General features: G+C 60.7%; 11 protein-coding genes. 1 reads left to right on the top strand and 10 read right to left on the bottom strand.

The window, feature by feature from the left end; translation table 11 throughout:
- Positions 1 to 48: 48 nt before the first annotated feature.
- The 9 genes from ureC to VSP_RS11815 form a co-directional block, all read right to left on the bottom strand.
- On the bottom strand, positions 49 to 1,770 hold the full coding sequence (ureC, locus tag VSP_RS11775) for an urease subunit alpha (RefSeq protein WP_009960811.1): 1,722 nt from the start codon (positions 1,768 to 1,770) through the stop codon (positions 49 to 51).
- On the bottom strand, positions 1,767 to 2,096 hold the full coding sequence (locus VSP_RS11780) for an urease subunit beta (RefSeq protein WP_009960812.1): 330 nt from the start codon (positions 2,094 to 2,096) through the stop codon (positions 1,767 to 1,769). Before VSP_RS11780 ends, ureC begins: the two co-directional genes overlap by 4 nt.
- 25 nt (positions 2,097 to 2,121) lie before the next feature.
- Positions 2,122 to 2,424 (bottom strand): urease subunit gamma, encoded by a 303-nt coding sequence (locus tag VSP_RS11785; RefSeq protein ID WP_009960814.1) that lies wholly within the window; start codon positions 2,422 to 2,424, stop codon positions 2,122 to 2,124.
- Between the two features lie 24 nt (positions 2,425 to 2,448).
- Complete coding sequence (locus VSP_RS39300) at positions 2,449 to 3,060, bottom strand: HupE/UreJ family protein (protein ID WP_009960816.1); 612 nt, start codon at positions 3,058 to 3,060, stop codon at positions 2,449 to 2,451.
- Between the two features lie 95 nt (positions 3,061 to 3,155).
- Positions 3,156 to 3,857: an urea ABC transporter ATP-binding subunit UrtE gene (gene urtE / locus VSP_RS11795; protein ID WP_009960818.1), complete on the bottom strand. Its 702-nt coding sequence runs from the start codon at positions 3,855 to 3,857 to the stop codon at positions 3,156 to 3,158.
- A gap of 42 nt (positions 3,858 to 3,899) precedes the next feature.
- Positions 3,900 to 4,667: an urea ABC transporter ATP-binding protein UrtD gene (gene urtD, locus VSP_RS11800; protein WP_009960819.1), complete on the bottom strand. Its 768-nt coding sequence runs from the start codon at positions 4,665 to 4,667 to the stop codon at positions 3,900 to 3,902.
- Complete coding sequence (gene urtC / locus VSP_RS11805) at positions 4,664 to 5,830, bottom strand: urea ABC transporter permease subunit UrtC (protein WP_009960820.1); 1,167 nt, start codon at positions 5,828 to 5,830, stop codon at positions 4,664 to 4,666. The genes urtD and urtC overlap by 4 nt, the downstream gene beginning before the upstream one ends.
- Complete coding sequence (gene urtB, locus VSP_RS11810) at positions 5,830 to 7,527, bottom strand: urea ABC transporter permease subunit UrtB (RefSeq protein ID WP_044134292.1); 1,698 nt, start codon at positions 7,525 to 7,527, stop codon at positions 5,830 to 5,832. Before urtB ends, urtC begins: the two co-directional genes overlap by 1 nt.
- A gap of 680 nt (positions 7,528 to 8,207) precedes the next feature.
- The gene (locus VSP_RS11815) at positions 8,208 to 9,704 is read right to left on the bottom strand and encodes a PLP-dependent transferase (protein ID WP_009960822.1); all 1,497 of its coding nucleotides are present in this window, start codon (positions 9,702 to 9,704) and stop codon (positions 8,208 to 8,210) included.
- Between the two features lie 88 nt (positions 9,705 to 9,792).
- Here VSP_RS11815 and VSP_RS11820 point away from each other — a divergent pair, with 88 nt between their 5' ends.
- Positions 9,793 to 11,046, top strand: a complete 1,254-nt coding sequence (locus tag VSP_RS11820; protein WP_009960198.1) for an IS4-like element ISVsp5 family transposase — start codon at positions 9,793 to 9,795, stop codon at positions 11,044 to 11,046.
- A gap of 154 nt (positions 11,047 to 11,200) precedes the next feature.
- On the opposite strand, the gene VSP_RS11830 is transcribed toward VSP_RS11820, so the two are convergent.
- On the bottom strand, positions 11,201 to 12,370 hold the full coding sequence (locus tag VSP_RS11830; RefSeq protein WP_009960823.1) for a trans-sulfuration enzyme family protein: 1,170 nt from the start codon (positions 12,368 to 12,370) through the stop codon (positions 11,201 to 11,203).
- Positions 12,371 to 12,412: the final 42 nt, after the last annotated feature.

Here is a 12,412-nt window from a genome sequence, read left to right on the forward strand (position 1 = left end):
GTCAGGAAAACTTGGCATGCGCCAGGCGTGGATACCGGGGAGTGGCCTTTAGAACAGGAAATAACGCTGGGCCATCGGGAGGACGGCGGCAGGTTCGCAGCGGAGTTCCCGACCGTCGGCCTTCACGGTGTAAGTCTCGGGATCCACTTCGATCTTGGGCAGGGCGTCGTTCCACAGCATGTTCGTTTTGCCGATGTTGCGGCAGTTCTTCACGGCGCTGAGCATCTTGTTCAGGCCGAGCTTCTGGACGTTGCCGTGGGCGAGGGAGGCCTCGCTGACGAAGGTAATGTTCGTCTTGTACTTGGCGCGACCGTGAGCGGCGAACTGGGGCCGGTAGAACATGGGCTGCGGAGTGGGGATGGAGGCATTGGGATCGCCCATGTTGGCCATGGCAATCATGCCGCCCTTCAGCACCACTTCAGGCTTCACGCCAAAGAACATCGGCTTCCACACCACGAGGTCGGCGAGCTTGCCCACCTCAATAGAACCCACCTCATGGGAGAGGCCATGGGCGATGGCGGGGTTGATCGTGTACTTGGCCACATAGCGCATGGCCCGGAAGTTGTCCGCTGCGCCGTGGGCGGGGCCGTCCAGCTTGCCAAACTGGGTCTTCATCTTGTGTGCCGTCTGCCAGGTGCGGGTGATGACCTCACCGAGGCGGCCCATGGCCTGGCTGTCGCTGGACATCATGGAAATGGCACCCAGATCATGCAGCAGATCTTCTGCGGCGATGGTCTCCGGCCGGATGCGAGATTCGGCAAAAGCGACGTCCTCCGGAATGCGGGAATCCAGGTGGTGGCACACCATGAGCATGTCCAGATGCTCGTCGATGGTGTTGACAGTAAAGGGGCGAGTCGGATTGGTGGAGGAGGGGAGGACATTGGCTTCTCCGCACACACGAATGATGTCCGGAGCGTGGCCACCGCCAGCGCCCTCTGAGTGAAAGGTGTGGATGGTGCGGCCCTTGAAGGCATTGAGTGTGCTTTCAACGAACCCGGCTTCATTCAGAGTGTCCGTATGGATGGCCACCTGCACGTCCAGTTCCTCCGCGACACCCAGGCAGGTGTCGATGGCGGCGGGGGTGGTGCCCCAGTCTTCATGCAGTTTCAGACCTACGGCACCCGCCAGCACCTGTTCCCGGAGGGGCGGTGCGGTGGAGCAGTTCCCCTTGCCCAAGAACCCAAGGTTCATGGGGTACTCATCGGCCGCCTCCAGCATGCGCTGCATGTACCAGATGCCGGGAGTGCACGTGGTGGCATAGGTGCCGTGGGCCGGACCGGTGCCACCGCCGATCATGGTGGTGATGCCGCTGGCCAGAGCGTGGTCAATCTGCTGCGGGCAGATGAAATGAATGTGGGTGTCGATGCCGCCAGCGGTGATAATGCAACCCTCGCCAGCAATGACTTCCGTGCCCGCGCCGATCACCATGTCGATGCCGTCCTGGAGCAGGGGGTTCCCGGCGTGACCAATGCCGACGATGCGGCCATGCTTCACACCGATGTCCGCTTTGATGACGCCCTGCACGGCATCGATGATCAAGGCGTTGGTGATGACGAGGTCGAGACTGTCGGCATCCAGCGCCAGGGAGGACTGGGCCATGCCATCGCGGATCACTTTGCCGCCGCCAAATTTCACCTCGTTCCCGTAGCCGCCTTTTTCAGCGATGAGGTCGCGCTCGACCTGCACAAAGAGCTCGGTGTCGGCCAGGCGCACCTGGTCACCCGTAGTGGCACCGAACATGCTGGCGTGTTGTTTGCGAGTGATCTTCATGCGTTGGCGGGAGCGGGCAGGGGACCGTTGACGAGGTTGTTGAGGCCATAGACCTCGCGTTTGCCGGCGAATGCGACGAGCTCCACCTCACGGGTGTCACCGGGCTCGAACCGCACGGCAGTGCCCGCCGCAATGTTGAGGCGGAAGCCGAGCGATGCCGGGCGGTCGAAGTGGAGGGAGGTGTTCACCTCAAAGAAGTGAAAGTGACTGCCTACCTGAATGGGTCGGTCGCCGGTGTTGGAAACCGCTACAGTCACCGTGGCCAGGCCGACATTGGCCTCCAGGTCACCGGCACCTTCGGGATGGATGATTTCTCCGGGGATCATGAGGATGGGAGAGGAGCTCGACCAGCTAGCGGACGGGGTGGTGGACGGTGACGAGTTTGGTGCCGTCCGGGAAGGTGGCTTCCACCTGGATGTCGTGGATCATTTCCGCGACCCCTTCCATGACTTCATCCCGTTTCACAATGGTGGTGCCATAGCTCATGAGCTCTGCGACAGACCTGCCGTCGCGGGCACCTTCGAAGATCTCCGCCGTGATGAGCGCGATGGTCTCAGGATGATTGAGCTTCACGCCACGGTCACGGCGACGACGGGCCACATCGGCCGCCACTACCACCAAGAGCTTCTCCTGTTCGCGAGGGGAAAGGTGCATGTGTCTATGAGGAGGCGGTGGAAATCAGACGAAGTGAGTGGCGCAGAAGACGCAGCCAGCAGTGCCCACGGCGAGACCTGCATAACGCCAGGGGCTGGCGGTGATCTGGGCGAAAGGCAGGGTGATGATAGCCCCAAGGCTGACCACCAACAGCGTGCCCAACCACAGGCCCATGGCGAAGAGTCCGCCGGCGTTTTCCAAGCCATGCGCGTTTCCGTGCCAGAATCCGATGGCGGCGACGATGCCGAGTCGGAGAGCCTGGCTGGAGTTTTTGTACAACATCAACATCACACCAAGGCCTAGAACGGAAAGCGCGAGACCCTGCTCAAGAAAAGGGACGCCAAGACCAGCACGGCCCACGGCAGAACCGATCGCCAGCATGCCGAGGAAGCTGGCCGCAAGAGCCAGGCCCATGCGCCTCCCCATGGCATAAGCCAGGAAGCCGATTGCGATAGCGGCCACCAAGTGGTCCAGTCCAGTAAAGGGGTGGGCGATGGCGCTGAAGAAAGACTCGGTGTCAAACTCATCCACTTGATCGCCTTCCGGATGATAGTGACCGGGGTGGGCGGAGAGGCTTTGGACGAGGGTGAGAGTGGCGAGGGGGACGGTTGTCTTGGTGAGATCGCGAAAGGTCATGCGAGGCAGGGATGGGAGTCTGCGGGAGTTTGAGAGATGGACTGGCGGGAGCTTGATGTGGAACGGCGCAAAAGGCAAGACCGACTGGGGCCGGGTCAGACGGTGAGAAACTCCTTGATCATCTCCTCGCTGAGATCCGACATTTTCCCGGCAGCAGCCACCGTGCCACGCTCCAGGATGGTGAAGACGTCGCCCAGTTCCTTGCAGAAATCGAGGTACTGCTCCACGAGCAAAATGCTCATCTGGCCCTCGGCCCGCAACATCTTGATGGCGTCGCCAATCTGGTCGATGATGTTGGGCTGGATGCCTTCTGTGGGCTCATCCAGGATGAGCAATTTGGGATTGGTGAGCAGGGCGCGACCAATGGCGAGTTGTTGCTGTTGACCACCGGAGAGCATGCCGCCCTTGCGCGGGAGGAACTCTTTGAGGATGGGAAAGAGCGTGTAAATGCGATCCAGTTCACCATTGAGCTTCTTGCCACGGGCGATGGGGCCGATGTGGAGATTCTCCTCCACGGTCATGTGGGGGAAAATGTCGCGACCTTGTGGGACATAAGCCAGACCCAGGTGGGCGCGTGCCTCGGGACGCATGCCCTTGAGCTCCGTGCCGGTGAGGTTGATCTGGCCCTTTTCCGCAGCCAGGAGGCCCATGATGGACTTGAGCGTGGAGGTCTTGCCCACGCCGTTGCGTCCCATGAGGCAGAAGACGGACTTTTCCGGGATGGTGAGGTCGATGCCACGCAGGATGCGGCTGCCACCAATGGAGGCTTGAAGGCCGCTGACTTCGAGAACGTTCATGAAGGTGAGGGAGGAGTTCGTTCGGATGTTTGGGCTTTGGCGTCAGGCGGCCTTCGACTTGCGACCGAGGTACACTTCGATCACGCGCTCGTTGCTCTGGACGAAATCCACCGAGCCTTCGCAGAGCACCGAGCCCTGGTGGAGCACCGTCACGCGGCGGTCTTTGGAGATCTGGCGCACGAAGGTCATGTCGTGCTCGATCACCACGATGGTGTGCTTGCCGGCGAGGGAGAGGAGGAGCTCCCCCGTGCGGTGTGTTTCCTCGTCCGTCATGCCGGCGGCGGGCTCATCCACCAGGAGCAGCTTTGCGTTCTGGGCCAGGAGCATGCCGATCTCCAACCACTGCTTTTGGCCGTGGGCAAGCGCACCGGCCTTCCAGTGGGCGCGGTCGGTGAGGTTGATCGTCTTGAGGATGCTCTCAATGCGGTCCTTGTCCTCGGACTTGAGCCGGTAGAAGAGGCTCTTCCACACACTGCGGGAGCCACCCAGGCTGAGCAGCAGGTTTTCAAAGACGGAGTGGTCCGTGTACACTGTGGGGGTCTGGAACTTGCGACCAATGCCGAGGCGGTAGATCTCGTACTCGTTCTTGTGCAGCAGGTCGTGTGTTCCCTCAAACTGGAGCGTGCCCGTGTCCGGCTTGGTGCGTCCGGTGATCAGGTCCAGGAAGGTGGTCTTGCCGGCACCGTTGGGGCCGATGACGGTGCGTAGCTCACCTTCATCCAGGTAGAAAGAGAGATCGGTGATGGCCTTGAATCCAGAGAAGCTCTTGTTCAGGCCTTCGGCGGCGAGGAGGAAAGGTTTCTGGCTCATTCAGCGCTGGGTGAGGAGGGGGTGCTGGGAGTGGGCTTGACCGTGATGGCGGCGGCGGGGATCTGCGGGGCGTCTTCGTCAGCAGCCGAGCGGGACTTGTACTTCACAAAGGCATTGCGCAGTTGGAGAGGGAGACCCACCAGCCCTTTGGGCATGAAGAGCACCGCCAGGGTGAAGCCTGCGCCCAGGAAAAGCAGCCAGTAGTCCGGCATCGCACGGGTGGCCCAGCTCTGCAGGGAGTTCACCCCGATGGCACCGAGGATGGGGCCGATCAAAGTGCCGCGTCCGCCGACAGCGACCCAGACCACTGCCTCCAACGACTTTTGTGTGGTCATCTCACTGGGGTTGATGATGCCCACTTGAGTCACGAAAAGGGAACCGCCAAGCGAGGCGATGATGGCGCACAGTACGAACACGAAAAGCTTGTAGTTCGCCGCAGCGTAGCCGGAGAAAAGCACACGATTCTCGCTGTCACGCACGGCCCGTTGAATGAGTCCGAACTTGGTGGTGGTGAGCCAGCGGCAGCCCGCATAGACGCCCAGCAGCACGATGGCGGTAACGATGAACAACGTCCGCTTCGTGCCGTCACTCCGGATGTCGGCCCCCAAGATGAATCGGAAGTCAGTGAAGCCGTTGTTGCCGCCCATGTTCAAGTCATTGCGGAAGAACATCAGCGCCGCGCCGTAGGTCAGTGCCTGCGTGAGGATCGAGAAATAGACGCCCTTGATCCGGGAGCGGAACGCGAGGTAACCGAAGATGAAGGCAAGAATGCCTGGAATCACCACCACCATGAGCAGCGCAAACGGGAAGGAGTAGAAAGGCTTCCAGATGGCGGGAAGTTGGGTGTGGCCAAGGAACACCAGGAAGTCTGGCAAATCACTCTTGTACTGCCCCAGCTTGCCGATCATGAGCATGAGGTACATGCCCATCATATAGCCGCCCAGGGAGAAGAAGAGGGCCTGACCAAGACTCAAGAGACCTGTGTAACCCCAGAGCAAATCCACGGCGATGGCCAGGATGGCGTAGGAGAGGTACTTGCCCCAGGTGTTGAGCGTGAAGGGGCTGATCCAACCGATGGAACTGGCCAGCGGCAGGATGACGACGAGGAGGAGGGCAAAAGCAAAGAAGATGATGCTTTCGCGGCGTTGGAAGGAGCGGTTCATCAGGATTCGAGGCTGCGGCTGCGGGTGACGAAGATGCCCTGCGGTCTCCACTGCAGGAACAGGATGATGGTGCCCAGCACGAGGATCTTCCCGAGCACCGGGTTGCCGAGGATTTGCTGGAGAGACTGGTCAACGACCCCGATGCCGAGGGCGCTGATGACGGTGCCGATCATGTTGCCGACGCCGCCCACGACCACCGTCATGAAGGAGTCCACGATGTAATTCTGACCGGTGTAGGGACCGACGTTGTCGATCTGGGAGATGAACGCGCCTGCCAGACCTGCCAGGCCACTGCCGAAGCCGAAGGTGAGCATGTTCACGCGCTCCGTTCGCACGCCCATGCAGGCGGCCATGTCGCGGTTTTGCATTACGGAGCGGATGAGGAGACCCAGCGGCGTCTTGTTCAGCACTGCCCAGGTGAGCACGATGATGATGACCGCAAAGCCAATCACAAAGAGACGGTTCCAGTTGAACGCGATGTCATTCACCACCCAGCTGCCAGAGAGCCACGCAGGGCTTTCCAGGGCCACGTTTTGCGGGCCGAAGATGAGGCGCAGCAACTGCTGCATGACAATGGAGACGCCCCAGGTGGCGAGCAGGGACTCCAGCGGGCGCTTGTAGAGGAAGCGGATGATACCGCGCTCCAGGCCGATGCCTACGAGGGCTGCCATGAGGAAACTACAGGGCAGTGCGACGAGGAAGTACACGCTGAACGTGGCCCCTGTGGCATGCATGCCGGGGATGGTGAACGTCAGCGAACTCTGGCTGAATGGCGCGAGCGTGAGCCCGGCACCGAAGATGCACTGCACCACATAAGTCGTGTAGGCACCGACAACGAGCAGTTCACCGTGGGCCATGTTGATCACGCCCATGAGGCCGAAAGTGATGGCCAGACCGATGGCGACCACGAGCAGGATGGAACCGGTGGAAAGGCCGCGGAACATGGTGCCAGCGGTGTTCACCACCTTTACGTGGGCGGCGATCTTCTCCAAGGCGGCAGTGGCTGCGGCGGCGACCTCCTTTTTGCCTTCCTTTGTGGCTTCAGACGCGAGCGTCTTCAGTGCATCCTGGCTGGGGATGGACCCCATGGCCCCGAGGGCGGCGCAAGCCTTGATGCGTTCGGCATCATCGGGCGACTTGAGCTGGGTCAGTGCGATGGATTGTTCGAGGGCCTTTTTCACTCCCGGATGCGTCTCCACCTTTTGACGTTCGAGAAGAGCAGGCAGCTTTTCGAGATTCAACTCCAGGCCCACATCACTGACGGCACGAAGGCGGATCTTGAGATCCGGATTGGAGAGGGCCGCCATGTCTGTGAGATCCTTCATGGCACGGCGGATGTTGGAGTCCGTCTCTGCACCGCTGACCTCGGCCGGGTCAATCAAGATAGGTTTGCCCTCAGCATCCTTGAAAGGGGACTTGTCGAGGACGAGCAGGGCGGCCTGTTTGCCGTCGGCATCCTTCTCGCCGGTGAGAGTCACTGGGGTAATCTTGCCCTCGTCGTCCTCGTGAAGATAGATGCCGCCTTCTTTCCAGAGCGTCAGGAGCTCTGTCGCGATCGGACCTGCATCGGCAGGGATCTTGCGGATCGCAGCCACTTGCTCGGCGCTCTCTTGTTTTGTGAGTGCCTCCACCACCGCGGCTCGCACCGTGGCCTCAGAGGTGGCGGGGCCGTCTGCCGCCAGTGTGCTGGACCTCATCAAGGAGGCCAAGCCCAGTGCGAGCAGGGCACATGTAAAAGTGTTTCGCAAAAGCATGATTGGACGCCCGTCAAAAGCAGCGTCCGTGCCAGATTTAGGAGATCGCTGGCATAAAAATCTCGCACTGTGCCCAAAAGGGGTATTGGGGGATTAGGATTGGACAGAATTAACAGAATTAACGGAATTGGTGTATAGAGCAGGAGGGCTTAAGATGAGTTTGAGCCCTGCACGCGAGATGCGAGTCTCGAGTCCCGGAGGGACTCTGGAGTGGAGCCGGTGGTGAAGGGCCTGTACTCAGGCCGGGAACCACCGGACGACGGGGCATTAGATCATTCCGTCCCGGATGGGACGGCGGACAGTGAGGCGTCGAGTCGTTGATTGGTGCCGACAGGGCGGGCGCATGATCCGGCGTCCCTTCCGGGACGCATGGATAGCGGTATGCAATGTCCGGTGGTTGTCACCACCGGCTCCATTCCGCCGTCCCTCCGGGACGAGTTGCCTGGGCTCTTTGTCCCCTCGGCAACTGCATTGCTTACGCCGACATCAACCCGGGATCCCAAGTGAAAATCACCGCGTCCCTCAGTCAAAACCCAATTCTGTAAATTCCGTTAATTCTGTCTAAAAAATCAGCCTCTGTGCCCTCTGCGTCTCTGTGGTTTATTCCACATTCACTCGCTCACTCACTCCGCTTTCGCCAGCGCCTGTTTCATCCGCTCGATGATGACTTCCGCAGGCTCCAGACCCACAGAGACGCGGATGAGGGAGCGGTCCACACCGCAGGTCTCAGCCCAGTCCAGCTCATCATAGTGGGCGAGCAGGGTGTAGGGGCATACCAGGGTGTAGTTAGTGCCGAGGCTGGGGCCTTTGCAGAACTTCATCGCATCGTACACTGCGGGCGCTTTGGAAGGATCCTTGAGGACAAAGGAAAGCAGGCAACCGTGGCCGCCATCATCACGCTGGAGGTGATCGTAGATGCCGCTCTCATCGACCAGGCTATGATACACCTTGGCGACCGCAGGGTGCTCAGAAAGGTATTCAAAGAGGGCGACGCCGTTGCGGCTTACTGACTTTACGCGGTCCACGTAGTCGCGGGAGTTCTCCTCCAGCACCACGGCATCGCCGCGCCAGAGCTCGTGATCGGCGTGCTTGTTCAGGAACTCGGCAAACTCGTCGTGGAAAGGGGAGTCGCTGTTCAGGATCACGGATCCCGCCAGGACGTCACCCACGCCTGAGAAAGCCTTGGTGAGGCTGGTGGTGACCACGTCAGCGATGAGGAAGGCGTCCACATTGACATTCGTGGCCACGGTATCGTCCACGATGATGGGGATATCCTTCTCCTCAAGGAATAGCATCTCACTCACCCGGCGCAGGTCCACGGTCTTGAGCTGCGGGTTGCTGGGGACCTCGGCAAAGATGCCAGCCAAGGGTTCGGCTTTGATGATATCGCGAAGCTTATCGTAGTCCGCCTCCCCAGTGAAAGGCAGGAAGTGTGCCCCGGTGCCGAACTTTTCCTGGAGCTTCAGCACATCCACATAGGGAAAGTCGAGCTGCACCGTGCGACGCTCGGGCAGCAGGGTGGTGAGCATGCGGTGCACGGCATAGTTTGCAGCCATGCCGGAAGGGAAAAGAAAAACATCCTCTGGACGCTGCCCGGTGATCTCCGCCAAGCGCTCCTTGATAGCTTGATTGGCCCGGGCACCCGCCTCAACGGTGTACTGCTGGCAACCAGCCCCGGTGGCAAACTCCGCCTGACGGATGCTCACCACCTCACCGGCAAAGCGCCAGAATTGCCGGGCCAAATCGTAGGCGGCTCCTGGGAAAAACGTCACTCCCAGGGCTTCCGGCCCATACTCCAACGTGCGAGCGGCATCGACGCGATGGCGACGCAGGTAGTTGGCGCAGCGCTCTGCGTGCACGAGGCGCGGGAAAACCAAGGCCCGCTCGCCCGGTTGGGCGTGTTCCTTCTCCACCTTGTCAAAAAGGGCTGCGATGGCTGGCGGCACAAAGAAGCGGGGATACCCGCTGCGGAACTGACCCACCACGGCCGGATCCTTCTCCTCATACCCGATCACATGCGACCAGAGCGGCAGGCAAACCGAGATCCCATACGGCGTGGGCGGAATGGGCGAGCCGAGGTCTTCGGGTTTGCAGAGGGGGTCGGTCAGAAGGTTGCGCACGTCGAAAAATGATGAATTAGGAACACAGCCGTCCCACAGCGAAACAAAAAGGTGACTGGCGGCCTACCCCACACAGGGTAGGCCTGAGATGAAATTCAAACCAGCCAAAGTCATTGGAAGCGTTCTGGGGCAGCTTTGCAAGCTCATTCCCGGGCACTTGGTCGCGAACCTCTGCGCTCAACACCACCACGGCAGCCAGCCGCGCACCTTCAGTTCCTGGAGTCACGTGGTCAGCCTGCTCTACGCGCAACTGACACACTCCATCAGTCTCAACGATGTGTGCGACAGCTTGAGGCATCATGCCGGGGCCCTCGCTGCCATCCGCGGAGCGACACCGCCAGCCCGCAACACCCTGTCCCATGCCAATAAGAATCGGGACAGCGACCTGATGGAGACCCTCTTTTGGAAGATGTTGGATCATCTCCAGCATCGGCACCCCGGGTTTGGCCTGCGCTATGAAGGACTGCCCCGGCGGTTTAGACGGGCCATCTACGCCATCGACTCCAGCACCATCGCCCTGGTGGCCAACTGTATGAGTTGGGCCAAGCACCGGCAGCGCAAGGCGGCGGCCAAGCTCCATTTGCGTCTCAACCTGCAAACCTTCCTGCCAGCCTTTGCCATCATCGAAGAAGCCTCTCATCATGATGACTCGCGCTCCCGCGCGCTTTGTGCCAGCCTCAAAGACGGGGAAATTGCCTTGTTTGACAAGGCTTACATCAACTTTGCCCACCTCTGGGAGTTGACCGGGCGGGGCATCTTCTGGGTCACCCGTGCCAAGGACAACATGAGCTACCGGGTGACGCGCAAGCTCCAGGCACGGCCGCAAGGCAAGGTGCTGCGCGATGACCTCATTGTGCTCAAAGGAGCCAGGAGCCTTTCGCAACATCCCGGCCCGCTGCGCCGGGTGGAGATGCTCGTGGAGCTTGACGGCAAGGAAGTGCGCATGGCCTTTATCACCAACCAGACAGAATGGGCCGCCAGCACGGTAGGAGAACTCTACCAGAGCCGCTGGGGCATTGAAGTGTTCTTCAAGCAGATCAAGCAAACGCTCTGCATCTGTGATTTTTTGGGACATAGCAAAAACGCGATCCGCTGGCAGCTCTGGGCGGCCCTGTTGCTCTATGTGCTGCTGCGGTTCCTGGCACAAGTATCGGGCTGGCCGCACAGCTTCACCCGCCTCTTCACGATGATCCGAGGGGTGACTTGGAGCCGGGTGGATCTGCTCAGATTGCTGGCGTTCTATGGGACAGCAGGCGGTCCATGGAAGATGCGAGCCAGCCCGCAAAGCGTGTATCTGCCTGGGCTGGAGCCCCCCGTCTATGGGACAGCAGGCGTCGCATAACGGAGCAGGACCGCCCCGTTTGAGAAATCACTTTCGCAAAAGGCACTTCAAAACATCACCAACTCAAGCCTCTGGCGCTGCTTTTGCAGGGCTATGGGATGACTGTGAATTAGGAATTAGGAATGATAAATGGGGAGCGACCAGATAGTTCCCTTCACCCCAGCGCCTGCTCGACGTCCGACCACAGGTCCTCGATGTGCTCGATGCCCACGGAGAAGCGAACGACGCCATCAGTGATGCCCACCGATTCGCGGACCTCACGGGGGATGCTGGCGTGCGTCATGCTGGCGGGGTGGCAAATAAGGCTCTCGATGCCGCCCAGGCTTTCGGCTTTGGTGAAATAGCGGGAGCGCTGCATGAATGCCATCGTTTCCTCCAGGTTCAGCCCTAGATCAGCAGTGATGATGCCGCTGCCGCCGCGCATTTGCTTCTTGGCAAGTTCGTACTGGGGGTGAGAGGGGAGGAAGGGGTAACGCACCCAGCGGATGCCGCTGCGCTGCTCCAGCCGCTCGGCAAAGGTGAGCGCGTTGGAGTTGTGTCGCTCCATGCGGATGGCCTCGGTCTTGAGACCACGGGAGGTGAGCCAGGCGTCGAACGGAGACGGCTGCAGTCCCAGAGCCTTCTGGGCAAAGATCATCTTGTCCTGCCACTCATCGCTATCGGTGCAGACGGCACCGCCGAGGGCGTCAGAGTGGCCGTTGGAGTACTTGGTGGTGCTGAGCAGGGAGAGCGTAGCCCCCAGGGCGATGGGCTGCTGCACGTAACTGGAGGCAAAGGTGTTGTCCACCAGCACCGGGGCGTTCACGCTCTTGGCTACCTCGCTGATGGCGGCGATGTCCAGCACCTTGAGCATGGGATTGGTGGGGGACTCGATCCACACCAGCGCCGGCTTGAGCTCGGTGATCTTGCTGTAGTTGGCCGGATCGCTCAGGTCGAAGTAGCAGGGCTTCACGCCAAACTTCTCGAACACCCGGGCGAAGAGGCGGTAGGTGCAGCCATAGACGTTCTCTTCCAGCACCACCACGTCGCCCGACTTCAGTGTGGAGACGACGGCGGTGATGGCGGACACGCCGCTGGCGAAGACGCAGGCGTGGCGGCAGCCCTCCAAGGCGGCGAGGGTCTGCTGGAGGTTCCGGAAATTCGGGTTGCCGGAGCGGGTGTAGTCGAAGCCGCCCTCATTGCCGTACTCAAACGTGCTGGTGAGGTACACCGGCGGGATGACCGCACCCGTTTGATCCCGCCAGTCGTGGCCAACATGGATGGCGGCGGTTTCAAACTGTTGAGAGGGTGAACCGGAGGGAGAGGAGGGCGAGGACTGGGACACGGGAGGCGGACACTGGCACAGGGGGATACGAAGTGCAACCGG

Origin of the sequence: Verrucomicrobium spinosum DSM 4136 = JCM 18804 (assembly GCF_000172155.1) — a bacterium.
GTDB lineage: Bacteria > Verrucomicrobiota > Verrucomicrobiia > Verrucomicrobiales > Verrucomicrobiaceae > Verrucomicrobium > Verrucomicrobium spinosum.